Origin of the sequence: Bradyrhizobium sp. SZCCT0153, from assembly GCF_018129995.1 — a bacterium.
Taxonomy (GTDB): domain Bacteria; phylum Pseudomonadota; class Alphaproteobacteria; order Rhizobiales; family Xanthobacteraceae; genus Bradyrhizobium; species Bradyrhizobium japonicum_G.
Genome location: NZ_JAFCKS010000003.1, coordinates 19,731 through 43,119, shown reverse-complemented (window position 1 = coordinate 43,119; position 23,389 = coordinate 19,731). Strand labels below are relative to the sequence as shown.

Below are 23,389 nucleotides of genomic sequence, written 5' to 3'. Positions count from 1 at the left end.
CCTGAACCTGCGTCTCCGCCAAATCCTCAGGTGCCGGCCTGGCGAAGGGCGTGTCATGTGCCTCAGCGTCTCAATGCAAATGCAGCAGATGTGGCAACCACAGGCCGAGCGCGGTCATGGCGACGCCGCCGAGCGTCAGCAGGCCAGCGACATAGGCGAGCGCCAGCATTCCGGTGATGATCGTCGCCGACGCCAGCACGATGCCGATCTGGAAGGCCGCCGACGCCAGCTCGAAGTGATGGTACTTGGCGGTGGCTTCATCGCGCTCGTGCTCGGCATGTTTGGCCTTCTCGGCGAGTTGCTCGGTGCCTTCGCCGGTCTCGGGCTCGGAGCGGTAGCGCGCCGCGGTCTTCTGCCAGTCCTCGATCTGCTTCTGCACCGCCACCTTGTTGGCCTCGTCGCTCGCCGCGCCGAGGATGAGCTTGCCCTGGTCGGCCGCGGTCTGCACCACCGTGCGGCGGATGCTCTTGGCCTGGAAGAACGCCCAGAGATTGGAGGCCTCGACGTTCTTGCTGATCGATTCGGTCTGGGCGCCCTTGCCGAGCGTCTCCGAGATCGCCAGGAACAGCGCCAGAACGGCGATCAGGAGCGCGATCTTCTTGTTCGAGCCGGACGCGTGCTCGGCGTGTTCGGCGTGCTCCATGCTTTCATGTGCGCTCATAGATCCCTCCTGTCGGTTCCCCACGATTGACCGAACCGCGGGCGCCGCGCAAGAGGCAAGCAAGTTATGACGTCAGTGTGTCACCGCCGCGGATGCGCGCTCGCATAGACTTCGAGCAGGCGCTCCGAATCGATGCCGGTGTAGATCTGCGTGGTCGAGAGCGAGGAATGGCCGAGCAATTCCTGGATCGCGCGCAGATCGCCGCCGCGCGACAAGAGATGCGTGGCGAAGGAATGGCGCAGCGCGTGCGGTGTCGCGCTGTCGGGCAGGCCGAGCGCGCCGCGCAGCCGCTCCATCGCGAGCTGGATGATGCGCGGGCTCAAGGGGCCGCCGCGGGCGCCGACGAAGATCGGCCCCTCGGCGGGCAGCGGATACGGGCACATCGAAACGTATTCCTGAACGAGCGCGAGCACGTTCTGCAGCACCGGCACCATGCGGGTCTTGTTGCCTTTGCCGGTCACGATCAGCACGTCGCCTTCGCCGGGCCGCGGCACCTCGCGGCGCTTCAAGCCCAGCGCCTCGGAAATGCGCAGGCCCGAGCCGTAGAGCAGCGCCATCACCGCGGCATCGCGCGCCAGAATCCAGGTCTCGCGGTCCTCGCCGGCGCGCTCGTCGGCATCCGCTAGACGCTTGGCCGACGCCATCGGCAGCGGCTTTGGCAGGCTTTTCGCGACCTTCGGCGCGCGGATCGCCGAGAGCGCGCCGACCTTGCCCTTGCCCTCGCGTTCGAGGAAGCGGCCGAACGAGCGCAGGCCCGCCAGCGCGCGCATCAGCGAGCGGCCGGCGATGTCGTCGGCGCGGCGCATCGCCATGAAGGCGCGGATGTCAGTGGCTTCCAGCGCGGCGAAGCGCTTCAGCGTCACGCGCTCGCCCCAATGATTGCTGAGGAAATTCAGGCACTGCCGCAGGTCGCGGCCATAGGCCTCCAGCGTCTTCGGCGACAGCCGCCGCTCGGAGCCGAGATGCGACAGCCAGCGCGTCATCTGCTGCGCGATGTCAGGATCGGCGCTGGCGAGCTCGATCTGTGGGGCGGCCGCTTTGCTCATGCGCTCTGGACGTGGTGATTCCACCCAGTATATCGCATCACACTCGTTTATCGTTCGCTAAGGCGGCCTCAGGCCGCTAGCCTTGAAGCCCCGGGTTCCGATTCTCCATCCATGGATCACACACCGCGCAGCCCCGCTTCCGCAAACGCGACCCGCATGGTCGACGTGCTGGTGCCGGTCGCGCTCGACCAGACCTATTCCTACAAGGTGCCGCGCGGGATGGAGCTGAAGGCGGGTGATCTGGTCGGCGTGCCGCTCGGCCCGCGCGAGGTGCTCGCCGTGGTCTGGGCCGAGAACGCCGATCCCGATCCGCGCCTGCACAACCGCCTCAAGGAGGTCAGCGAAAAGCTCGACATCCCGCCGTTGAAGCCCGAGCTGCGCGCGGTCGTGGACTGGGTCGCCAACTACACGCTGAGCCCGCGCGGCATGGTGCTGCGGATGTGCCTGCGGATGGGCGAGAATCTCGGCCCCGAGCGGGTGCGCGCCGGCGTCCGGCTGGCCGGCGATCCGCCAAAACGGCTGACGCCGGCGCGGCAGCGCCTGATCGAGGTGCTGTCGGACCGTCTGCTGCACGGCAAGTCCGAGGCCGCCAGGGAGGCGGGTGTTTCGGCCGGCGTGGTCGACGGCCTCGTCGACGAAGGCACTCTGACGGTCGAGCCGATGCCGCCGCCGGCACCGCCACCGGCCCCCGACCCGGATTTCGCCCGGCCGGATTTTTCGCCGCTCCAGCGCACTGCTGCCGATACGATGCGCGCGCTCGCGGCCAACGGCACCTTCCACGTTGCGCTGCTCGACGGCGTCACCGGCTCGGGCAAGACCGAGGTTTACTTCGAAGCCGTGGCCGAGGCGATCCGCCGCGGAAAACAATCCTTGATCCTGATGCCGGAGATCGCGCTGACCGGCCAGTTCCTCGATCGCTTCGCGCAGCGTTTCGGCGTGCGGCCGATCGAATGGCATTCCGAGCTCACGCCGCGCACGCGTGCGCGCAATTGGGCCGCGATCTCCGGGGGCAGCGCGCCGGTCGTGGTCGGCGCGCGGTCGGCGCTGTTTCTCCCTTACGCCAATCTCGGCCTCATCGTGGTCGATGAAGAGCACGACCAGGCCTACAAGCAGGACGAGGGCGTGCATTACCACGCCCGCGACATGGCGGTGGTGCGCGCGCATGTCGCAAAGGTCCCGATCGTGCTGGCCTCGGCGACGCCGTCGGTCGAATCCGAGGTCAATGCGCGCAAGAACCGCTATCAGCGCATCGCGCTGCCGTCGCGTTTCGGCGGCCAGCACATGCCGCATATCGAGACGATTGATCTGCGCCGCGAGCCGCCGGCGCGCGGCCGCTTCATCTCGCCGCGGCTGGCTTCCGAGATCAAGAACGCGATCGAACGGCGCGAGCAGGCGCTGCTGTTCCTCAATCGCCGCGGCTATGCGCCGCTGACGCTGTGCCGCGCCTGCGGCCATCGCTTCGCCTGCACCATCTGCGATGCCTGGCTGGTCGATCACCGCTTTCGCCAGCGCCTCGTCTGTCACCATTGCGGCTTCTCGATGCCGCGTCCGCATATCTGCCCGCACTGTTCGGCGGAGGAATCGCTGGTCGCGGTCGGGCCGGGTGTCGAGCGCTTGCAGGAAGAGGCGGCGGCGCTGTTCCCGGAGGCGCGCACCATGGTGCTGTCGAGCGATCTCATCACCTCGATCGAGACGATGCGCAGCGAGCTTGCCGAGATCGCGGAAGGCCGCGTCGACATCATCATCGGCACCCAGCTCGTCGCCAAGGGCCACAATTTCCCGCGGCTGAATCTGGTCGGCGTGGTCGATGCGGATCTCGGCCTGTCCAATGGCGATCCGCGCGCCTCCGAACGCACCTGGCAATTGCTCAACCAGGTGATCGGCCGCGCCGGCCGCGAGCAGGGCCGCGGCGTCGGCTATCTGCAGACCCACCAGCCCGATCATCCCGTGATGAAGGCGCTGATCGCCTGCGACCGCGAGGCCTTCTACGACAGCGAGATCGACTTGCGCGAACGCACGCTCTATCCGCCGTTCGGACGCCTCGCCAGCCTGATCATCTCCGCCGGCGACCGGCCGAGCGCCGAAGCTTTTGGCCGCCGCCTCGTCGCGCTGGCGCCGCGCGACGAGCGCGTGGTGGTGCTGGGCCCGGCGGAAGCCCCGCTCGCCGTCATCAAGGGGCGCTACCGCTTCCGCATCCTGGTGAAATCGGCACGCGGCTTCGATCTGTCGGATTACCTGCGCAACTGGCTCGCCGTGTGCCCGAAGCCGAAGGGAAATCAGAAGCTCGAAGTGGACGTCGATCCGCAGAGCTTTTTGTAGAGATCATAAAAATGCTCCCCTCGTCATTGCTCGCAATGCAATGACGGCGGACGAGCAAAAAGCCCGCCGTCCCCCAAGACGGCGGGCTTGTTTCACCCGCGCCGATCCCGCGCTCACATGTCCATGCGGACGATGACGGGAACTGCGCTTGTGTGGTGAGGCGCGTCTCGCGCCGTCAGGAGACGACTTCCGCGGTGACGCGGCCGACGCCGGCCCCGGTGAGGCCGATGGCACGGGCAGCGCCCGTGGAGAGGTCGAGGACACGGCCGCGGACGAAGGGGCCACGGTCGTTGATGGTGACGATGACGCTCGAGCCGCCATGGGTGACGCGCAGCTTGGTGCCGAACGGCAGCGAACGATGCGCCGCGGTCATGGCGTTCTGGTTGAAGCGCTGGCCCGAGGCAGTCCGGCTGCCGGACTCGTTGCCGTAATAGGAGGCCATTCCGGAGAAGCTGTGGCCGCTACCCGACGACGGCGTCATCGACGCGTTGGCGTTGCGCCAATCGGAGGTCGTGTTGGCATCGTTCTGGGCGTGGTGGCGGTGATGATGCTGAGAGGTCCGGTGGTGATGCCTGGATTTGGCGGAAGCTTCGGTGGCAGTTCCACCGACGAGGAGAGTGGCGGCAACGAAAGCGATCGCCGTACGCGGCCGGGTCACAGAGCCCAGCGTCTTCAAAGACAGCATTTAGTGGTCCCTAAGCTAGTATTGCCACATATGTGGCAAGTGGAGCCCCCATGAGTTTGTGAGCGGGATGGCGTTTCGATTCCTAATGAGGCGTGAATTGGGCAGTAAATCCGTTCCGTGTCGTCATGAAATATCTTGTTACCGGTGACCGATATTCGGCCGATGCTCCGTAATCTTGTATTTAGCGATTTATTAACATGTTGATTACTTACAAATACTGAAAAACGAAGTCATCGCTTTCAGTGTTTAGAATTGGGTAAGTATTCGGCGGGTGCAGCCGGCGGGGCCGAAGTCACGCCTCAGTGATCCGTGTTCATGGCCGCTATGCGCTGATGGCAGGAACGAATTGGACAGGCACCGCTGGCGGGCCCGCCTCAATTCCGCCGGATGGCAGATCGTCATGCCGATCGTCGTCGCGCCTCGGGCACTGCGACGAACTGGCGACAGAACGTCGTGCCTTTAATTTGGCGTCATGTTGCACGTGCGCGCCTGCTATGTTAGCAAAGCCGCGATTTTAACGAGCCCGGCACTTCCCGTGCGGGGTCGAAAATCGAAGTCCCGCTTGAATTCCAAGGGCTTGGATCGCTAGGCGCCGCTTCGTGGCGACGGTTTTTCCCTTGCGAGTTTGACAGCAAAAAGAGCGCGTCTGTGGCTGCAGAAGATACGTCCGTTTCCGGTGTGTCGGGCCGTTATGCAACGGCCTTGTTTGAACTGGCCCGCGACCAGAAAGTGGTCGACGAGGTCAAGGCCGATCTCGACAAATTCGAGGGCTTGCTGAACGAGAGCGCCGATCTGAAGCGCCTCGTCCGCAGCCCGGTGTTCGCGGCCGAGGCCCAGTCCAGGGCGCTCTCGGCCGTGCTGGACAGGACCGGCATCGCCGGCATCTCCGCCAATTTCCTCAAAGTGCTGACCGCCAACCGCCGCCTGTTCGTGGTGGGCGACGTGATCCGCGCTTACCGCGCCCTCGTCGCCAGGTTCAAGGGCGAGGCGACGGCCGACGTCACCGTGGCGGAGGCGCTCTCGGACAAGAATCTCGACGCCCTCAAGGTTGCCCTGAAGTCGGTGACCGGCAAGGACGTCGCGCTCAACGTGAAGGTCGATCCCTCGATCATCGGTGGCCTCGTGGTCAAGCTTGGCAGCCGGATGATCGATAGTTCGCTTCGCACCAAACTCAATTCGATCAAGCACGCGATGAAAGAGGCAGGCTGATGGACATCCGCGCCGCGGAAATTTCCGCGATCCTCAAGGACCAGATCAAGAATTTCGGCCAGGAAGCTGAAGTCTCCGAAGTCGGACAGGTGCTGTCCGTCGGCGACGGTATCGCCCGCGTCTACGGTCTGGACAACGTCCAGGCCGGTGAAATGGTCGAGTTCGAGAACGGCACCCGCGGCATGGCGCTGAACCTCGAAACCGACAACGTCGGTGTCGTTATTTTCGGTGCCGACCGCGAGATCAAGGAAGGCCAGACCGTCAAGCGCACCCGCGCCATCGTGGACGCGCCGGTCGGCAAGGGCCTGCTCGGCCGGGTCGTCGACGCGCTCGGCAATCCGATCGACGGCAAGGGCCCGATCCAGGCCGACAAGCGCATGCGCGTCGACGTCAAGGCGCCCGGCATCATTCCGCGCAAGTCGGTGAACGAGCCGATGGCGACCGGCCTCAAGGCGATCGACGCCCTGATCCCGATCGGCCGCGGCCAGCGCGAGCTGATCATCGGCGACCGCCAGACCGGCAAGACCGCGATCGCGCTCGACACCATCCTCAACCAGAAGCCGCTCAACGCGCAGCCGGACGAGAACATCAAGCTGTATTGCGTCTACGTCGCGATCGGCCAGAAGCGCTCGACCGTTGCCCAGTTCGTCAAGGTGCTGGAAGAGCAGGGCGCGCTCGAATACTCGATCATCGTCGCCGCGACCGCTTCGGATCCGGCGCCGATGCAGTACATCGCGCCGTTCACCGGCTGCACCATGGGCGAGTATTTCCGCGACAACGGCATGCACGCGGTCATCATCTATGACGATCTGTCCAAGCAGGCCGTCGCCTATCGCCAGATGTCGCTGCTGCTGCGCCGCCCGCCGGGCCGCGAAGCCTATCCGGGCGACGTGTTCTATCTTCACTCCCGCCTGCTCGAGCGTGCGGCGAAGCTGAACAAGGACCAGGGCTCGGGCTCGCTGACGGCGCTGCCGGTCATCGAAACCCAGGCCAACGACGTCTCGGCCTACATTCCGACCAACGTCATCTCGATCACCGACGGCCAGATCTTCCTGGAAACCGACCTGTTCTTCCAGGGCATCCGTCCCGCGGTGAACGTCGGTCTGTCGGTGTCGCGCGTCGGTTCCTCGGCGCAGACCAAGGCCACCAAGAAGGTCGCCGGCAAGATCAAGGGCGAGCTCGCGCAGTACCGCGAAATGGCGGCGTTCGCGCAGTTCGGCTCCGACCTCGACGCCTCGACCCAGCGCCTGCTCAACCGCGGCTCGCGCCTGACCGAGCTGCTGAAGCAGCCGCAGTTCGCGCCGCTGAAGATGGAAGAGCAGGTCTGCGTGATCTGGGCCGGCACCAACGGCTATCTCGATCCGCTTCCGCTCAACAAGGTGCGCGCGTTCGAGGACGGCCTGCTGTCGCTGCTGCGCGGCAAGAACGCCGACATCCTCAACGCGATCCGCGACAGCCGCGACCTCTCGGACGACACCGCCGCCAAGCTGAAGTCGGTGGTCGAAGGTTTCGCCAAGAGCTTCGCCTGATAGCAAGCATGGCCGGTCGTTCCGGCCATGACCGCTTCGCAAGAGGCAAGACAACAAGAAGCGTGCCCGGCGCCCGGTCGGGCATTGCGACAGGGACAGGCTAGCGGTTCGGCTCGCGTCGAACCGCCGGGGTGAACGAAGAATGGCGTCACTTAAAGACATGCGCGTCCGCATCGCCTCCACCAAGGCGACGCAGAAGATCACCAAGGCGATGCAGATGGTCGCGGCCTCCAGATTGCGCCGCGCCCAGCAAGCGGCCGAGGCGGCGCGGCCCTATGCCGACAAGATGAGCGCGGTGATCGCCAACATCGCCAGCGCTGCCGCCGGTTCGCCCGGCGCGCCGGCGCTGCTGGCCGGCACCGGCAAGGACCAGGTCCACCTGCTGCTGGTCTGCACCGGCGAGCGCGGCCTGTCCGGCGCCTTCAACTCCTCGATCGTGCGCCTCGCGCGCGAGCGCGCCCAGGCGCTGATCGCGCAGGGCAAGGAAGTCAAATTCTTCTGCGTCGGCCGCAAGGGCTATGAGCAGCTCCGCCGTCTCTACGACAAGCAGATCGTCGAGCACCTCGACCTGCGCGGCGTTCGTCAACTCGGCTTCGTCAACGCCGAGGACATCGCCAGGAAGGTGCTGGCCCGCTTCGACAACGGCGAGTTCGACGTCTGCACCCTGTTCTACGCGCAGTTCAAGTCGGTGATCGCCCAAATCCCGACCGCACAGCAGATCATTCCGCTGGTCGTCGAGGAAAAGGCAGCGAACGCGCCGACGACGTCCTATGAATACGAGCCGGAGGAAGACGAACTCCTCTCCGGCCTGTTGCCGCGCAATATCGCGGTGCAGATCTTCCGCGCGCTCCTGGAAAACAACGCCTCGTTCTACGGCGCGCAGATGAGCTCGATGGACAACGCCACCCGCAACGCGGGCGAAATGATCCGCAAGCAAACCCAGATCTACAACCGAACCCGTCAAGCCCAGATCACCAAGGAGCTGATCGAGATCATCTCCGGCGCCGAGGCGGTCTGACGCACGAACCAAACGACGGTCGTTCAAGTACAGAATTTCGAAGGAGAGCTTCATGGCTACAGCAGCTAACCAGGTCGGTCGCGTCACCCAGGTCATGGGCGCCGTCGTCGACGTTCAGTTCGAAGGCCACCTGCCGGCCATTCTCAATTCGCTCGAAACCAGGAACGGCAACATCCGCCTCGTGCTGGAAGTTGCGCAGCATCTCGGTGAGTCCACCGTGCGCACGATCGCGATGGACGTGACCGAAGGTCTGGTGCGCGGCCAGGAAGTGACCGACACCGGCCAGCCGATCGCGGTTCCGGTCGGCGCGGGCACGCTCGGCCGCATCATGAACGTGATCGGCGAGCCGATCGACGAAGCCGGCCCGATCCAGTCCGAAGGCAGGCGCGCCATCCACCAGGAAGCGCCGAGCTATACCGACCAGTCGACCGAAGCTGAAATTCTCGTCACCGGCATCAAGGTGGTCGATCTCCTGGCTCCGTACGCGAAGGGCGGCAAGATCGGCCTGTTCGGCGGCGCCGGCGTCGGCAAGACCGTGCTGATCCAGGAGCTGATCAACAACGTCGCGAAGGCGCACGGCGGTTATTCCGTGTTCGCCGGCGTCGGCGAGCGTACCCGCGAGGGCAACGACCTCTATCACGAGTTCATCGAGTCCAAGGTCAACGCCGATCCGCACAACCCGGATCCGAGCGTGAAGTCGAAGTGCGCGCTGGTGTTCGGCCAGATGAACGAACCGCCGGGCGCCCGCGCCCGCGTCGGCCTCACGGGTCTGACCGTCGCCGAGCACTTCCGCGACCAGGGCCAGGACGTGCTGTTCTTCGTCGACAACATCTTCCGCTTCACGCAGGCGGGCTCGGAAGTGTCGGCGCTGCTCGGCCGTATTCCTTCGGCGGTGGGCTATCAGCCGACGCTTGCCACCGACATGGGCGCGCTGCAGGAGCGCATCACCACCACGCAGAAGGGCTCGATCACCTCGGTGCAGGCCATCTACGTTCCTGCCGACGACTTGACCGACCCGGCGCCTGCGACCTCGTTCGCGCATTTGGACGCCACCACGGTGCTGTCGCGCGCGATCTCGGAAAAGGGCATCTACCCCGCGGTGGACCCGCTCGACTCGACCTCGCGCATGCTCTCGCCGCTCGTCGTCGGCCAGGAGCACTACGACACCGCGCGCCAGGTCCAGCAGGTGCTGCAGCGCTACAAGTCGCTGCAGGACATCATCGCCATTCTCGGCATGGACGAGCTTTCGGAAGAGGACAAGCTGACGGTGGCCCGCGCCCGCAAGATCGAGCGCTTCCTGTCGCAGCCGTTCCACGTCGCCGAAATCTTCACCGGCTCGCCCGGCAAGTTCGTCGACCTCGCGGACACCATCAAGGGCTTCCGCGGCCTCTGCGAAGGCAAGTATGACCATCTGCCGGAAGCCGCCTTCTACATGGTCGGCACCATCGAAGAGGCGGTCGAGAAGGGCAAGAAGCTGGCGGCGGAAGCCGCCTGACCTGGCGAATGGCGAATAGGGAGTAGCGAACAGACGCTGCTCCCGTTCAATTGCCACTCGCTATTCGCTATTCACTACTCGCAGGTTTCCCATGGCCACCTTCCATTTCGATCTCGTCTCGCCGGAAAAGCTCGCATTTTCGGGTGAAGTCGACCAGGTCGACATCCCCGGCGTCGAGGGCGACTTCGGCGTGCTGGCGGGACATGCGCCGGTCGTGGCCGCGATCCGGCCCGGCATTCTCACCATCACCAGCGGCGGCAAGCACGAGAAGATCATCGTGCTCGGCGGTATCGCCGAAGTCTCCGAAAAGGGCCTCACCGTGCTCGCCGACGTCGCAACATCGATGGCGGAGCTCGACCGCGCCCAGTTCGCCGCGACCGTCTCGGAGATGGAAGAAGGGTTGAAGGAGCACGAAGGCGACGAGCTCGATCAGGCGATTGCGCGGCTCGATCACTTCAAGAGCATTCAGCAGCAGCTCAACTCCACGGCCATGCACTAAGCCCCGGCGCACTGCTCCGGGGCTCGAATGAGAAATTCCTGAATAAGTTCAGCGCTCGTCACGGCCGTGGCGGGCGCTGAAACTTTGTTGCACCGCGCGGTCGATAGCGGCATTCTGCGCTCGCGAAATTTGTTCCGGGGGCCGGTCGCAGATGAAACGCAAGATCGCAGCGATTTTCGCGGCCGATATTGCCGGCTACTCGAGACTGGTCGCGGAAGACGAAGAGGAGACGCTGCGGCGTCTCGCCTCCTATCGCGAGGTCGTCGACGATTTCATTGCGAAGGCCGGCGGCCGCATCTTCAACACGGCCGGTGACGCCGTGCTTGCGGAATTTCCGAGCGCGGTCGATGCGGTGCGTTGCGCCATCGACATCCAGGAATCCCTGCGAACCCGCAACATGGCCTATCCGCCGAGCCGGCAGATGTCGTTCCGCATCGGCATCACCATCGGCGACGTGGTCGAGCGCGACGGCGATCTGCTCGGTGACGGCGTCAATATCGCCGCCCGGCTCGAAGGTCTCGCCGAGGTCGGCGGCATCTGCGTCTCCCGCGCCGTGCACGAGCAGGTCGCCAACAAGCTGTCGGTGCAGTTCGCCGATATCGGCGCGCAGGAGGTCAAGAACATCCCGACGCCGGTGCACGCCTACATGGTGGCGATGCGGCGGGAGAACGGCACTTACGCAACGCCGCAGATCAAGAAGGTGGCGAAGGCCGCGCCCGCGCCGAACTGGATGTGGCCGCTGGTGGTCGGTGTCGTCTCCGTCGTCGCCATCGGCGTCGGCGGCTTCCTCTATTTCGCCAAGCTCGAGACCACCAGGACATCGGCGAGCGCCGCGGCGACGGCGCCAAATCCTGCGCCGAGCGCGGCGGCCCTCAGCCCGACGCCCACCATGTCAGCGAAAGCGCCGATGCCCATGCCGACGCAAATGGCTGCGGCAGGTCCGGCGCCGATGCCCTCGGCGCCCGCCACCTCAGGCGGCAAATTTCCGGCCGACATGGTGCCCTTCATCGGCGACCGCGTGCGCGGCTATCTCGCGGGCGAATATTCCGCCGCCGGCGACTACAAGGCCTTTGCACTGAACGTCGGCGGCTACACCGGCTCCGCGCTCAATCAGCCGAACGAGGAGGCCGCGCGCAACGCGGCGATCGAGCAGTGCCAGAAGCGCGCGGACGCCGCGCAGTCGCCGCGGCGCTGCGAGCTCTATGCGGTCGGCAACAATGTCGTCTACACGCACGGCAAGCCGCCGATGCCGCCGCAGCCGTTCATCCGGCACGATGCCATGACCGAGCGCGCCTTCGCCTCCAGGGATTTTCCGATGGTGCGCGATCCCGCGAAGGTCCGGCTCGAGAACACGTTCGTACCCGCGGCGAAATCGCGCTCGGTCGCGCTCGGCCCGGGCGGTCAGTATTTCATGGTGATGGGCGCATCAACCGCCGACGATGCCGCGCGGCGCGCCCTGGAATCATGCGGCGCGATCGCCGGCGTGGCCTGCCTGGTCGTCGCGGTCGACGAAAATTTCGTCGTGCCGATCCCGACCCTGTTCAAAATCACCGGCTTCTTCCATGCCGCCTCCAACGCCTCGATCGTCGCCGATGCGCGCGACGAGGTCGTGCGCAAGCTCGCCGATGGCATGGGCTGGAACGCCGTCGCGGTCGGCACCGCGGGCCGGCCGGGCCTCGGCCTGAAGGCCGCGGACGAGCAGACAGCGGTCAATTCCGCGCTCGCCGACTGCGCCAGGCGCGACAGCAATTGCCACGTCATCGCGATCGGCCCGTTCACGGTGGGACCGGTCAACTAGGGTTGCAGTGATTGGGCCCGACTCGCGCCCCGACGACGGTGCGTTCCCTCCCCCGCAAGGGGGGAGGGAACGCAGCGGAGCAAGCGGCGACGTTCGAGCTGGCGAGAGCATGGTGCCTCCCTCACACGCAAATTTCCAGTGAAAATTCGCTCATGATTTCAACCCCGGTTCTACTGTGCATGGGGTTGTTTTCGCGATTTCAGTTTCCGAAGGGCGCGAACTCTCGCGCCACCGCGCGGTAGACGTCGCGGCGGAACGGCACCACGACGTCGGCGACGCGGTCGAGCCGCTCCCAGCGCCAGGCGTCGAACTCCGCCGGCTGTCCGTTGCGCGGCGTCAGCGGATCGATCTCGTCGTCCCTGCCGGTGAAGCGCAGCGCGAACCATTTCTGGCGCTGCCCGCGGAATTTCGCCAGCCGGTGCGTCTGTGGTCCGTCGTAGGGCGGGAATTCGTAAGTCAGCCAGTCGGTCTCGCCGAGATAGGCTGCGCTTCTGACGCTGGTCTCTTCCCAGAGTTCGCGCAGCGCGGCATCGCGCAGGTCCTCGCCTTCGTCGACGCCGCCCTGCGGCATCTGCCAGTCGAGACCCGGCAGGATGATCTCGGGTCCGTCGCCCTTGAAGCGATGCCCGATCAGCACGCGGCCATCGGCATTGAAGAGGGCGATCCCCACGTTGGGGCGGTAGGGTTTCTGGTCGGTCAAGCGCGGGATCTTTCGTCGTCAGCCCAGGCGATGCATTAGCATCAACCCGGAACGACGACGCGAACTAATCCTCCGCCAGCGCGGAAAATTCCTTCACCACGCGCTCATAGACCGGGCGCTTGAACGGGATGATCAATCCGGTCAAGTTCTTCATCGGCTCCCAGCGCCAGCTGACGAATTCGGCCTTGTGGCCGCCGCCGCCGGGCTTCTCGACATTGATCTCGCTGTCCTTGCCGGTGAAGCGGACCGCAAACCATTTCTGCCGCTGGCCTCGGTAGCGGCCCTTCCAGGCACGGCCCGCGACCGTGCGCGGAATGTCGTAAGTGAGCCAGTCCGGAACCTCGCCGAGCCGTTCGACCGAGCGCACGCTGGTCTCCTCATAGAGCTCGCGCCTGGCGGCGTCCCAGGTGTCCTCGCCGGGATCGACGCCGCCCTGCGGCATCTGCCAGACATGGGTGTCGTCGACATGCTCGATGCCGCCGGCGCGGCGGCCGATGAACACCAGGCCCTTCGTATTGATCAGCATCACTCCGACGCAGGTCCGGTAGGGCAGATCCTCGTAACGCGCCATTCCGCCAGACCTCTTCCATGCTGTCGGTAAGGCTCGCGCAGGCCCCGCGAGACCCGTGCCGTACCAATCCGTTGATTTAGCTGGATTTTGATTTCAGCATCGCGGTTGTCAATGGCACCAATAGGATACCCCGGTCGCCCAATGTCTTGGTCCAGGCGCCGATGCGCTCGATCGAGACGGGCAGGGCCGAGGCGGTGCCGATGGCCGCGCCGCGCTCGCGCGCCGCCGCTTCGAGCTTGTTCAGGGCGCGGTCGATCTCGGCCGGGGTCGGCACCACGTCGATCGCGATGTCGCCCTTGCCGAACGGCATCGCCTGGCTTGCCGCGGCCTGGGGCGCGATGCTGCGGGGCGAGGAGCCGTCGTCGAAGAAGCCGAGGCCGCGCTTGGCCGCCTCGCGGATGATCGGCTGCATCGCCGCGTCCGTCGCGATGAAGCGGGCGCCCATGAAATTGGTGATCCCGGCATAGCCCTGCATCCGGCTCAGATGCCAGTACAGGCGGTCCATGTTCTGGTCGGCGCTCAGCGAGGTCAGCAGCGTCTGCGGTCCCGGATCGTTGTCGGGGAAGTCGTAGGGCTCCATCGGGATCTGGAGGAAGATCTCGTGGCGCTGGGCGCGGGCCCGCTCGGCGAGTTTTCCGGGATCGGAACCATAAGGCGTGAACGCCAGCGTCACCGCCGGCGGCAGCCTCATGATGGCATCGGTGGTCTTGGCGGCGCCGACGCCGAGGCCGCCGATCAGGATCGCGACGACAGGCATCTTCGCCGCCTTGGCGCGGTCGGCATCCGCCGCATAGACGTTGAACGGCTTCAGGCCCTCGGCGACCACGGGGATCATGCCGTAGCGTGATTTCTCCAGCAGTTTTGGGTCGATCCCGGCCATGACGGGCGGCGGCGCGGAGGCCGCCTCGCCCTTGTCGGCGGAAGCGCCGCCGCCGATCACCACGTCGTGGCGCGTGCCGGTGGAACCGTCGATCATGGTGACGGTCTTCTGCTCGCCGGCCTGCTTCGGCGCTTCCTTGGTCTCGTGCTTGCCTTCTTGCTTGCTGTCCTGGCCATGGCCAGCGACGGCCGGTTTTTCGTCCGCCGCCTTGGGATCGCGGATCGCGATCCGCGTCATCGGCTCGCCGCCGAACGGATCCTTGTTGAAGATGGCGAAGCCGGCAAAGGCGACCAGGAACAAGCCGAGCATGACGGCGAGCGCCTGCATGGCCGTGAACGGCAGCCGCAGCCGGCGTTTCCGGCGCGGCTTGTCCTGTCCGAGCGGGGCGCTCAGATCATCGGCCGTTTCAGTCATGCGCGATCCCGAATCACTCGCGCCGACGATACCACGCCGAGGTCAAGCGGCGGCAGGCCGGGATAGGCCGGGGATGCCGGGAGTTCGGGCGGCTCCAAACAAAAAGGGCGGCTCCCGGAGCCACCCTTTTGATTGGACCCCGCGGGGCGCCGAGCTAGTTTGCCGCCTTGGGCTTGTCGGTCGTGCCCTTGTTGTCGCCGCCCGCCGCGGGTGCCGCGGAGGCGCTGTTCTTGATGCCGTGGAGCAGGTCGTCGGCGAGCTTGAGCGCCTTGTCGTCCTTGGCATCCGGCGGGACATAGGATTGCGATCCGGTCTTCTCGTCGCCGTCGTTCTTGAGATGCCCGCGCAGCGAAGCCTCGCCCTTGGTGTCGGTGCGGGACTTCAGCTCGTCCGGCACGTCCTGGAGCACCTCGATGTCGGGCACGATGCCCTTGGCCTGGATCGACTTGCCCGACGGCGTGTAGTAGCGCGCCGTGGTCAGACGCAGCGCGCCATTGCCCGAGCCGAGCGGGATGATGGTCTGCACCGAGCCCTTGCCGAACGAGCGCGTGCCGACGATGGTCGCGCGCTTGTGGTCCTGAAGCGCGCCCGCGACGATTTCGGACGCCGAGGCGGAGCCGCCATTGACCAGCACGATGACAGGCTTGCCCTTGGTGAGGTCGCCCGCATGCGCGGTGCGGCGCTGCGTCTCCTCGGCATTGCGGCCGCGGGTCGACACGATCTCGCCCTTCTCCAGGAAGGAGTCGGAGACGGTGACCGCTTCCTCGAGCAGGCCGCCCGGGTTGTTGCGAAGGTCGATGACGTAGCCCTTCAGCTTGTCGCCGATCTGATTCGAGAGGTTGGCAACCTCGCGCTTCAGGCCTTCGGTGGTCTGCTCGTTGAAGGTCGTGATGCGGATATAGGCGATGTCGTCGGCCTCGATGCGGGCGCGCACCGAGCGGACGCGGATGTTGTCGCGCACCAGGGTAACGTCGATCGGATTGTCCTGGCCCTTGCGGATGATCTTGAGCTTGATCTTGGTGTTGACAGGGCCGCGCATCTTCTCGACCGCCTGGTTCAGGGTCAGGCCCTGCACCGCCTCGTCGTCGAGATTGGTGATGATATCGTTGGCCATGACGCCGGCGCGCGACGCCGGGGTGTCGTCGATCGGCGAGACCACCTTGATCAGGCCGTCTTCCATCGTGACTTCGATGCCGAGGCCGCCGAACTCACCGCGGGTCTGCACCTGCATGTCGCGGAAGCTCTTGGCGTCCATGTAGCTCGAATGCGGATCGAGGCCGGTGAGCATGCCGCTGATCGCGGATTCGATCAGCTTGGTGTCGTCGGGCTTCTCGACATAGTCCGAGCGCACGCGCTCGAAGACGTCGCCGAAAAGATTGAGCTGGCGATAGGTGTCCGCGGTGGCGGCTCGCGCGCTGGAGCCCATGAAGACCGCGCGCGGCTGGGTCACGAACAGCGTCAGCGCAGCACCGGTGGCCGCGCTGAGGAGGATAACTGAAGTCTTGCGCATCATCCGCGAACCTTCTCGCCTTCATTTGCGGCCCACCATGGGCCTGGATCGATTGGAGTGCCGTCTTTGCGGAACTCGACATACAACACAGGTTGACTCGCGTTCGTGGCGAGAATGGAGGCGACTTGAGAGGTCGACCCCATGGACGCGACCGGCTCCCCCGTGAGCACAAACTGTCCGATGTTTACCGAAATGCGCTCCATCCCGGCGATCAGGACATGATACCCGCCACCGGCATTGAGGATCAAGAGTTGTCCATAGCTGCGGAACGGGCCGGCATAGACCACCCAGCCGTCGCACGGCGTCGTGACCTGGGAGCCCGGCCGGGTGGCCAGCGAAATGCCCTTCTGGACCCCGCCGACCCCGTCGGAACCGCCGAAATCCCTGATCTTGTTACCGTTAACCGGAAGAGGCAGGAGGCCCTTGGCCACAGCGAAGGCAATCGCAGGGGTGGTCCGGGAGCGATCCTTGAATGCGGCCGGACCGGACTTTGTGCCGGCGTTGGCGCTGGCGGCCGCCTTGGCCTCGGCCTGCCTGGCAGCCTCGGCGGCCTTCTCGGCCGCCTTGGCGGCGCTTTGCAGATCCTGCTCCATCTTGGCGATGAGCCCCTGGAGGTCGCCCACCTGCCTTGAAAGCGCGATCGCGCGCGCGCTCTCGGCGTCGAGGTCTTTTTCCCGTGACGCCTGCTGGCGCTGCCGCTCGTCGATCAAGGCCGTGAGCCGGGTCTGGTCGCTGCGGACCTTGTCGCGGTCGGCGGCGAGCTGGTCGCGCTCGGTCGCGATGTTCTTGCGCAGGGCCACAAGCTCGCCGAGTTCGCCTGCGATTTTTTCCGCGCGGCCGCGCAGGTCCGGCACCACGGCGCCGAGCAGCATCGCCGTGCGCAGCGATTGCAGCGCATCTTCGGGGCGCACCAGCAGCGCCGGAGGCGAGCGCCTTCCGGCGCGCTGCAACGCCGCCAGCACCTCGACGATGTCGGCGCGGCGTGAATCCAGCGAGCTGCGCATCTGCTGCTCGCGGCCGTTCAGCGACCGCAGCCGCGCTTCGGCTTCGTCGATCTTGGTCTCGACTGAGCGCACATTCGCGGCGGTGTCGATCAATTGCTGATTGAGCTGGGTGCGGTCCTGGCCGAGCGAGGTGATCTCGGCCTTGAGCTTGGCCTGCGCTTCCTCCGCGCTCTTCCTGCTTGCGCGCGCTGCCTCCAGCTCCTGCTCGCGCTGCTTGATCGCATCGGGCGAGACCGCCGCTGTCTGCGGCGTCGTCGCCGTCTGAGCTTGCGCGAGGCTTGTACCAGCGAGGCTTGTGCTAGCGAGGCTTGCGCCCGCGAGGCTTCCGATCAGCAGCAGGTTGAGAATCGGCGCTCGCATCGCTTTAGGCAAAGGTGCTCGTTGTGGCGCGCATCACGCGCGGTGATAGGGATGGCCGGCCAGGATGGTGGCGGCCCGATAAAGCTGTTCCAGAAGCATGACGCGGACCATTTGATGCGGCCAGGTCGCAGAGCCGAACGCGATCGCGAGCTTGGCCTTACGGCGCAATTCGGGCGAAAGTCCGTCCGCCCCTCCGATGACGAAGATAGTATGACCGGCACCCTCGTCGCGCCAGCGCCCGAGATGCCGTGCGAATACGGTGGAATCCAGGTTCTGGCCGCGCTCGTCCAGCGCCACCAGGATCGATTTTTCCGGAATATGCGCGGAGATCGCCGCAGCCTCTTCGGCCATCCGCGTTGCGGTGTCGCGGGCGCGACTTTCAGGAATCTCGTGGATGGCGAGCTCGCGGAATCCGAGCTTGCGGCCGGCCTCGTCGAACCGCTCGAAATAGCGGTCGGCAAGCTCCCGTTCGGGGCCCTGCTTCAGCCGGCCCACCGCAATGACAGCAACACGCATGATGTTTTCAAGGTCGCGTTTTCAGGACCGCGCGCATTCCGCGCGCGCACGACGCTAGCATGCGCGTCAACCGATTCGAAATCGGCCAGTCGCTCTAGATCGCCTTCGCCGCCCCTGGGCCCTGCGTGTACAATCTCTCGAGATTGTAGAACTCGCGGACCTCGGGTCTGAACACGTGAACGATCACATCGCCGGAATCGATCAGCACCCAGTCGCAATTGGGCAAGCCCTCGACGTGGATGTTCTTGATGCCGTTTTCCTTGAGGCCCTTGGCGACGTTCTCCGCGATCGCGCCGACGTGCCGGTTCACCCGGCCGGTGGTGACGATCATGTAGTCGGAGTAGGCCGATTTGCCGCGAAGGTCGATGGTGACCGTCTCTTCCGCCTTCATGTCGTCGAGGCGGGAGAGGATCAGGCTCAGCGTCTTGTCGGCGTCGGGTTGCGCCTTCAAGGCCGCAGCTTGGGTCGATGTTTTACGCGTAGGCTTGGCAACCTTGGGTAAAACAGACTTGGACAATACAGATGTGGTCAGGGACCATTCCTTTCACTGTATCGCGAACGCCGAATCCGGCACTCACTGGTTACACTACATCATGTGGGGTTAAGGGTTTCAATATGCCAGAGAGCCCCAAACCCACACTCCGTTCGCACACTCGGTCTCACGTCGTACCTTTCCAGCTCCCGTCCGGGTTCCGTAAGCCCGTCGAGGACAGATTCAGCTTCAATCCGGACAGGAATACCCAGGCCGGGGCCGGCCGATCCGCGAGCAGCGGTGCCTTGTTCTCGGGCAGGCGGTAGCGCGCGAGCGCCCGGGCGGCGGGAGAGGCGAGGGCCCGAAAACTCTGTGGCGGCCGATCGATGACTGCAATCGGCACCTGGCCGGCGATGCGCCGCCAGTCCTGCCAACGGTGGAATTGAGCGAGGTTATCGGCGCCCATAATCCAGACAAAGCGCAGGCCGCGGAGGCGGCGGCGCAAGGTGTTGATCGTGTCGATAGTGTAGCGCGTGCGAATGACGGATTCGAGACAGCTCACCTCGATCCTGGGATCGTTGGCAACGTCGTGCGCGGCCTGCATGCGCTCGCCGAGCTCGTGCAGCGTGCCGTTCTGCTTCAGCGGGTTGCCGGGCGTTACCAGCCACCAGACGCGATCGAGTTGCAATCGCTTCAGTGCGAACTGGCTGATCGCGCGATGGGCCTGATGCGGCGGATTGAAGGAGCCGCCGAGCAGGCCGACGCGCATGCCCGGTGTCGAGGGCGGGATCGCTTGCGCCACGGAACGCGGCACGACGAAATTGTTGCTCAATGCCCCGTGCCCTGCGTCGTCTACGGCCGCGTCTGCCCGGTGCCGTGAACGCGATATTTGAAGCTCGTCAGCTGCTCGGCGCCAACCGGCCCGCGGGCGTGGAATCGTCCGGTCGCGATGCCGATCTCGGCGCCGAAGCCGAACTCGCCGCCATCGGCGAACTGCGTCGAGGCATTGTGCAGCACGATCGCGGAATCGACCTCGCTCAGGAACCGCTTTGCAGCCGCCTGATCCGCGCTCACGATCGCATCGGTGTGATGCGAGCCGTGGCTCTGAATATGCGCGATCGCGCCGTCGACGCCATCCACCACCTTCGCCGCGATGATCGCGTCGAGGTATTCGGTGTCCCAATCCTCTGCGCTCGCAGGCTTCACCCGCGCATCCGCCTTCTGCACGGCGTCGTCGCCGCGCACTTCGCAGCCGGCCTCGATCAGCATCTCGACCAGCGGCTTCAGGCTCGTTGCGGCAGCAGCGCGATCGACCAGCAGCGTCTCGGCTGCACCGCAGACGCCGGTGCGGCGCATCTTGGCGTTGAGCACGATCGACTTCGCCATGGCGAGGTCGGCGCTGGCATCGATGTAGACATGGTTGACGCCTTCGAGATGCGCGAACACCGGCACGCGCGCTTCCTGCTCGACGCGCGCGACGAGGCTCTTGCCTCCGCGCGGCACGATCACGTCGACGGCGCCGTTCAATCCGGACAGCATCATGCCGACCGCCGCGCGATCGCGCGTCGGCACCAGCGTGATCGCGGCTTCGGGCAGGCCGGCTTCGCGCAGGCCCTGGACGAGACAGTCATGGATGGCACGGCAGGAGCGGAAGCTGTCGGAGCCGCCGCGCAGGATCACCGCATTGCCCGACTTCAGGCACAGCACGCCGGCATCGGCCGCGACATTGGGCCGGCTCTCGAAGATCACGCCGACGACGCCGAGCGGCACGCGCACGCGCTCGATGGTCATGCCGTTCGGCCGCTGCCAGCTCTCGGTGACGATGCCGACCGGATCGGCGATGCCGCGCACGATGCCGATGCCCTCGGCCATGCCCTCGACGCGCGCGGGCGTCAGCGTGAGGCGGTCGATGAAGGAGGCGGTGGCGTTGCCGGAGGCGCGGGCCTCCGCGACATCCTCGGCATTGGCAGCGAGGATCGCCGCCGCATTGCCGCGGATCGCCCGATCCATGGCCTCGAGCGCCCGGTTCTTCTGCTCCGGCGGCGCCAGCGCCAGCACGCGCGCGGCGGCGCGGGCACGGGTACCGAGATCGGACATCAGCGCCTGGAGGTCGGCATTGCCGTCAACGGCTTTGAGGGGGGCGGCCATGGGAGTTTCAACCTTTTGCTAAGGCGGTGTCCTAGCACGGAAATCCCGCTTTTGCGAAGGGTCGGGAGGGTATGGCTGGTCTCCCCGGCCGCACGACGGCTGCGTCATTTGCCCAGCAAGATCAGCCAAAGGGGCCGTGCCGGCCCTTACCCGCCCACCACCAGATCGTCGCGGTGGATCATCTCTGCGCGGCCGCTGATGCCGAGGATAGTCATCACGTCCGGAGAGGAGCGGCCTTTGATCCGCTCGGCGTCGTCGGCGTCATAGGCAATCAGGCCGCGGCCGATCTCGCTCATGTCGGGGCCGCGCACGATCACGGCGTCGCCACGGGCGAACTGGCCCTCGACCTTGATCACGCCCGCCGGCAGCAGGCTGGCACCGGCCCGCAGCGCCGCGACGGCGCCGGCGTCGATCGTCAGCGTGCCCTTCGGCTCAAGCGTGCCCGCGATCCAGCGCTTTCGCGAGGTGATGGGATTGGCCGGCGTCAGGAACCAGGTGCAGCGGCCGCCATCGGCGATCGCCTGCAGCGGATGCTCGATCTTGCCGGAGGCGATCAGCATATGGGTGCCGCCGGTGGTGGCGATCTTGGCGGCCTCGACCTTGGTGCGCATGCCGCCGCGCGACAGCTCGGACTCGGCGTCGCCCGCCACGGCCTCGATCTCCGAGGAGATGCTGTCGACCACGGGAATGAGCTTTGCGTTCGGGTTGTTCTTCGGCGGGGCGTCGTAGAGCCCGTCGATGTCCGACAGCAGCACCAAGAGGTCCGCGCTCGCCATGGTGGCGACGCGCGCGGCGAGGCGGTCATTGTCGCCGTAGCGGATCTCGGTGGTGGCGACCGTGTCGTTCTCGTTGATCACGGGGATGGCGCGCCACTCCAAGAGCTTGCCGATGGTGGAGCGCGCGTTGAGATAGCGGCGGCGCTCCTCGGTGTCCTGGAGCGTCACCAGGATCTGGCCGGCGCCGATGCCGTGGGCCCCTAGCACCTCCGACCAGATGCGCGCCAGCGCGATCTGGCCGACCGCGGCGGCGGCCTGGCTCTCCTCCAGCTTCAACGGGCCGCGCGGCAGCTTGAGCCGGCTGCGGCCGAGCGCGATCGAGCCGGAGGAGACGACGAGGACGTCGCGGCCCTCGCGGTGCAGCTTGGCCATGTCGTCGGCGAGCGCGGCGAGCCAGGACGCCCGCACCTCGCCCTTGTCGGAATCGACCAGCAGCGCGGAGCCGACCTTGACGACGATGCGGCGGAATTGACTGAGTTCGGGGCTGGCCATGTGTGTATGTGCTGGCGCGTGTGACGAATTGCTCTGCATCGGAAACGGCGGAGCGGAAAGCGGCGCCGGCAAGGCCTGCTTTTGCAGCAGGACGATGGCCGGCGCAAGGCGGACGGAATGGTAAACGGGGCCAAGGTCGGCCTTGTCTTCCATCTGGTCTTGCACCTCGTGTTGGGCCTTGTCTTGGGCGCTGGCCCGGGTCTAATGCCGGCAACCAATAATGGGCTGGGGAGGGAGACGTATGGATCGCCGCAAATTCATGGCTGGGTGTCTGGGGCTGCCGTTGCTGGCGCAGGCGGGCGAAGCGCAAGCGCAGGCCGGATTGAGCAAGATCATTTTCCCGTTCGCGGCCGGGGCGGGCGGCGACACGCTGTGTCGTCTGATCGCGCAGGAGATGGCGCCGATGCTGCAACGGACCATGGTGGTCGAAAACCGCACCGGCGGCGACGGCCTGATCGGCATCAAGGCGGTGAAGGGCGGAAGTCCCGACGGCAGCATGGTGCTGGTGACAACCGGTCCCACCATGTACCTGCTGCCGATGGTGGAGACGACGCCGAGCTTCGACACGGCGAAGGATTTCATGCCGGTGTCGCTGCTGGCGCGGTTCGAATTCGCAGTCGTGATTGGTCCGGCGGTCGATGCTGCCGATTTCAAAGGCTTCGTGGCGTGGCTGAAGGCTCATCCCGACAAGACCTCGTTCGGCGTGCCGAGCAACGGCACCATTCCGCATTTCATGGGCTCCAAGCTCGAGAAGGATCTCGGCATTCCCTTGACCCGCGTGCCCTATCGCGGCAGCGCACCCATCCTCAATGATCTCATCGGCGGCCATCTGTCGTTCGGCATCGTCACATTGGCCGACGCGCTGCCGCAGCATCGCGCCAAGGGCGTGAAGATCATCGCGTCATCGAGCGCGGAACGTTCGCCGTTCGCTCCGGAGGTCCCGACGCTGAAGGAGAGCGGCATCGATCTCGTCGCGGACGCCTGGTACGGCATGTGGCTTCCCGCCGGCAGCCCGCCGGAATTCGCCAGCAAGCTCGGTGCGGCCGCAAGCGCCGCACTCGCCAAGCCCGAGGTGAAGGAAAAGCTCACCGCGATCGGCCTGATCCCGGTCGGCAGCAGTGCAGACGGGCTGACCAAGGAGCTCGCCGCAAACACGGCGTTCTGGCAGCCGATCGTGAAAGCGACGGGGTACAAGATCGAGAATTGAGTTTCGGCGGCGCCGCATACTCAGTCGTCATGGCCGGGCTTGACCCGGCCATCCACCTGTATCCGCGGTTGCCGTAAGGC

21 protein-coding genes are annotated in these 23,389 nt (G+C 65.8%); 8 read left to right on the top strand and 13 right to left on the bottom strand.

The annotated features are described in order from the left end of the window. Nucleotides 1-70: 70 nt before the first annotated feature. Both JQ572_RS13860 and JQ572_RS13855 read right to left on the bottom strand, forming a co-directional pair. On the bottom strand, nucleotides 71-661 hold the full coding sequence (locus tag JQ572_RS13860) for a DUF4337 domain-containing protein (protein ID WP_211383602.1): 591 nt from the start codon (nucleotides 659-661) through the stop codon (nucleotides 71-73). An 80-nt stretch (nucleotides 662-741) separates the two neighbouring features. Next, nucleotides 742-1,707, bottom strand: a complete 966-nt coding sequence (locus JQ572_RS13855; RefSeq protein WP_211383601.1) for a tyrosine recombinase XerC — start codon at nucleotides 1,705-1,707, stop codon at nucleotides 742-744. 111 nt (nucleotides 1,708-1,818) lie between these two features. Between JQ572_RS13855 and JQ572_RS13850 the strand changes: the two genes are divergently transcribed. Beyond that, nucleotides 1,819-4,026 carry a primosomal protein N' gene (locus JQ572_RS13850; protein WP_211383600.1) on the top strand — a complete coding sequence of 736 codons (2,208 nt, stop codon included), beginning with the start codon at nucleotides 1,819-1,821 and terminating at the stop codon, nucleotides 4,024-4,026. A gap of 175 nt (nucleotides 4,027-4,201) precedes the next feature. On the opposite strand, the gene JQ572_RS13845 is transcribed toward JQ572_RS13850, so the two are convergent. Next, a complete protein-coding gene (locus JQ572_RS13845; RefSeq protein WP_211383599.1) occupies nucleotides 4,202-4,711 on the bottom strand; it encodes a septal ring lytic transglycosylase RlpA family protein in 510 nt (169 codons plus the stop codon). Nucleotides 4,712-5,359: 648 nt separating this feature from the next. On the opposite strand from JQ572_RS13845, the gene JQ572_RS13840 reads away from it, so the two are divergent. The 6 genes from JQ572_RS13840 (at nucleotide 5,360) to JQ572_RS13815 (ending at nucleotide 12,259) form a co-directional block, all read left to right on the top strand. Next, the gene (locus JQ572_RS13840) at nucleotides 5,360-5,920 is read left to right on the top strand and encodes a F0F1 ATP synthase subunit delta (RefSeq protein WP_211383598.1); all 561 of its coding nucleotides are present in this window, start codon (nucleotides 5,360-5,362) and stop codon (nucleotides 5,918-5,920) included. Continuing rightward, complete coding sequence (gene atpA / locus JQ572_RS13835; protein ID WP_140979601.1) at nucleotides 5,920-7,449, top strand: F0F1 ATP synthase subunit alpha; 1,530 nt, start codon at nucleotides 5,920-5,922, stop codon at nucleotides 7,447-7,449. The genes JQ572_RS13840 and atpA overlap by 1 nt, the downstream gene beginning before the upstream one ends. A 142-nt stretch (nucleotides 7,450-7,591) precedes the next feature. Beyond that, a complete protein-coding gene (locus JQ572_RS13830) occupies nucleotides 7,592-8,467 on the top strand; it encodes a F0F1 ATP synthase subunit gamma (RefSeq protein ID WP_211383597.1) in 876 nt (291 codons plus the stop codon). Between the two features lie 52 nt (nucleotides 8,468-8,519). Then, entirely contained in the window at nucleotides 8,520-9,962 is a 1,443-nt protein-coding gene (gene atpD / locus JQ572_RS13825; RefSeq protein ID WP_211383596.1) for a F0F1 ATP synthase subunit beta, read from the top strand. A 91-nt stretch (nucleotides 9,963-10,053) separates the two neighbouring features. Then, nucleotides 10,054-10,461: a F0F1 ATP synthase subunit epsilon gene (locus JQ572_RS13820; protein WP_211383595.1), complete on the top strand. Its 408-nt coding sequence runs from the start codon at nucleotides 10,054-10,056 to the stop codon at nucleotides 10,459-10,461. A gap of 151 nt (nucleotides 10,462-10,612) precedes the next feature. After that, nucleotides 10,613-12,259, top strand: a complete 1,647-nt coding sequence (locus tag JQ572_RS13815) for an adenylate/guanylate cyclase domain-containing protein (RefSeq protein WP_211383594.1) — start codon at nucleotides 10,613-10,615, stop codon at nucleotides 12,257-12,259. 199 nt (nucleotides 12,260-12,458) lie between these two features. Here JQ572_RS13815 and JQ572_RS13810 read toward each other — a convergent pair whose 3' ends face one another. From JQ572_RS13810 to proB, 10 genes are all read right to left on the bottom strand, one after another. Beyond that, nucleotides 12,459-12,959 carry an RNA pyrophosphohydrolase gene (locus JQ572_RS13810; RefSeq protein ID WP_211383593.1) on the bottom strand — a complete coding sequence of 167 codons (501 nt, stop codon included), beginning with the start codon at nucleotides 12,957-12,959 and terminating at the stop codon, nucleotides 12,459-12,461. Nucleotides 12,960-13,023: 64 nt separating this feature from the next. Further along, nucleotides 13,024-13,530 (bottom strand): RNA pyrophosphohydrolase, encoded by a 507-nt coding sequence (locus JQ572_RS13805; protein WP_211383592.1) that lies wholly within the window; start codon nucleotides 13,528-13,530, stop codon nucleotides 13,024-13,026. Nucleotides 13,531-13,606: 76 nt separating this feature from the next. Next, nucleotides 13,607-14,824, bottom strand: coding sequence for a divergent polysaccharide deacetylase family protein (locus tag JQ572_RS13800; RefSeq protein ID WP_211383591.1), 1,218 nt, complete (start codon nucleotides 14,822-14,824; stop codon nucleotides 13,607-13,609). 154 nt (nucleotides 14,825-14,978) lie between these two features. After that, complete coding sequence (locus JQ572_RS13795) at nucleotides 14,979-16,337, bottom strand: S41 family peptidase (protein WP_211383590.1); 1,359 nt, start codon at nucleotides 16,335-16,337, stop codon at nucleotides 14,979-14,981. Continuing rightward, entirely contained in the window at nucleotides 16,334-17,698 is a 1,365-nt protein-coding gene (locus JQ572_RS13790) for a murein hydrolase activator EnvC family protein (protein WP_211383589.1), read from the bottom strand. Before JQ572_RS13790 ends, JQ572_RS13795 begins: the two co-directional genes overlap by 4 nt. 33 nt (nucleotides 17,699-17,731) lie before the next feature. Then, nucleotides 17,732-18,214: a 23S rRNA (pseudouridine(1915)-N(3))-methyltransferase RlmH gene (gene rlmH, locus JQ572_RS13785; protein ID WP_211383588.1), complete on the bottom strand. Its 483-nt coding sequence runs from the start codon at nucleotides 18,212-18,214 to the stop codon at nucleotides 17,732-17,734. Nucleotides 18,215-18,308: 94 nt separating this feature from the next. Next, the gene (gene rsfS / locus JQ572_RS13780) at nucleotides 18,309-18,665 is read right to left on the bottom strand and encodes a ribosome silencing factor (protein ID WP_027515020.1); all 357 of its coding nucleotides are present in this window, start codon (nucleotides 18,663-18,665) and stop codon (nucleotides 18,309-18,311) included. 208 nt (nucleotides 18,666-18,873) lie between these two features. After that, nucleotides 18,874-19,518 (bottom strand): nicotinate-nucleotide adenylyltransferase, encoded by a 645-nt coding sequence (locus tag JQ572_RS13775; RefSeq protein WP_211383587.1) that lies wholly within the window; start codon nucleotides 19,516-19,518, stop codon nucleotides 18,874-18,876. Nucleotides 19,519-19,538: 20 nt separating this feature from the next. Further along, nucleotides 19,539-20,834 carry a glutamate-5-semialdehyde dehydrogenase gene (locus JQ572_RS13770; protein ID WP_211383586.1) on the bottom strand — a complete coding sequence of 432 codons (1,296 nt, stop codon included), beginning with the start codon at nucleotides 20,832-20,834 and terminating at the stop codon, nucleotides 19,539-19,541. A gap of 146 nt (nucleotides 20,835-20,980) precedes the next feature. Further along, nucleotides 20,981-22,102: a glutamate 5-kinase gene (gene proB / locus JQ572_RS13765; protein ID WP_211383585.1), complete on the bottom strand. Its 1,122-nt coding sequence runs from the start codon at nucleotides 22,100-22,102 to the stop codon at nucleotides 20,981-20,983. 241 nt (nucleotides 22,103-22,343) lie between these two features. Between proB and JQ572_RS13760 the strand changes: the two genes are divergently transcribed. Then, the gene (locus tag JQ572_RS13760) at nucleotides 22,344-23,309 is read left to right on the top strand and encodes a Bug family tripartite tricarboxylate transporter substrate binding protein (RefSeq protein ID WP_211383584.1); all 966 of its coding nucleotides are present in this window, start codon (nucleotides 22,344-22,346) and stop codon (nucleotides 23,307-23,309) included. Nucleotides 23,310-23,389 lie beyond the last annotated feature (80 nt).

What these genes read in the sequence shown, in the direction of transcription:
- JQ572_RS13760 (WP_211383584.1), top strand. Translation starts at nt 22,344, where the DNA reads ATGGATCGCCGCAAATTCATGGCTGGGTGTCTGGGGCTGCCGTTGCTG.
- JQ572_RS13850 (WP_211383600.1), top strand. Translation starts at nt 1,819, where the DNA reads ATGGATCACACACCGCGCAGCCCCGCTTCCGCAAACGCGACCCGCATG.
- JQ572_RS13795 (WP_211383590.1), bottom strand. Translation starts at nt 16,337, where the DNA reads ATGATGCGCAAGACTTCAGTTATCCTCCTCAGCGCGGCCACCGGTGCT.
- atpD (WP_211383596.1), top strand. Translation starts at nt 8,520, where the DNA reads ATGGCTACAGCAGCTAACCAGGTCGGTCGCGTCACCCAGGTCATGGGC.
- JQ572_RS13800 (WP_211383591.1), bottom strand. Translation starts at nt 14,824, where the DNA reads ATGACTGAAACGGCCGATGATCTGAGCGCCCCGCTCGGACAGGACAAG.
- JQ572_RS13805 (WP_211383592.1), bottom strand. Translation starts at nt 13,530, where the DNA reads ATGGCGCGTTACGAGGATCTGCCCTACCGGACCTGCGTCGGAGTGATG.
- atpA (WP_140979601.1), top strand. Translation starts at nt 5,920, where the DNA reads ATGGACATCCGCGCCGCGGAAATTTCCGCGATCCTCAAGGACCAGATC.
- proB (WP_211383585.1), bottom strand. Translation starts at nt 22,102, where the DNA reads ATGGCCAGCCCCGAACTCAGTCAATTCCGCCGCATCGTCGTCAAGGTC.
- JQ572_RS13845 (WP_211383599.1), bottom strand. Translation starts at nt 4,711, where the DNA reads ATGCTGTCTTTGAAGACGCTGGGCTCTGTGACCCGGCCGCGTACGGCG.
- JQ572_RS13830 (WP_211383597.1), top strand. Translation starts at nt 7,592, where the DNA reads ATGGCGTCACTTAAAGACATGCGCGTCCGCATCGCCTCCACCAAGGCG.
- JQ572_RS13820 (WP_211383595.1), top strand. Translation starts at nt 10,054, where the DNA reads ATGGCCACCTTCCATTTCGATCTCGTCTCGCCGGAAAAGCTCGCATTT.
- rlmH (WP_211383588.1), bottom strand. Translation starts at nt 18,214, where the DNA reads ATGCGTGTTGCTGTCATTGCGGTGGGCCGGCTGAAGCAGGGCCCCGAA.
- JQ572_RS13790 (WP_211383589.1), bottom strand. Translation starts at nt 17,698, where the DNA reads ATGCGAGCGCCGATTCTCAACCTGCTGCTGATCGGAAGCCTCGCGGGC.
- JQ572_RS13860 (WP_211383602.1), bottom strand. Translation starts at nt 661, where the DNA reads ATGAGCGCACATGAAAGCATGGAGCACGCCGAACACGCCGAGCACGCG.
- JQ572_RS13815 (WP_211383594.1), top strand. Translation starts at nt 10,613, where the DNA reads ATGAAACGCAAGATCGCAGCGATTTTCGCGGCCGATATTGCCGGCTAC.
- JQ572_RS13855 (WP_211383601.1), bottom strand. Translation starts at nt 1,707, where the DNA reads ATGAGCAAAGCGGCCGCCCCACAGATCGAGCTCGCCAGCGCCGATCCT.
- JQ572_RS13770 (WP_211383586.1), bottom strand. Translation starts at nt 20,834, where the DNA reads ATGGCCGCCCCCCTCAAAGCCGTTGACGGCAATGCCGACCTCCAGGCG.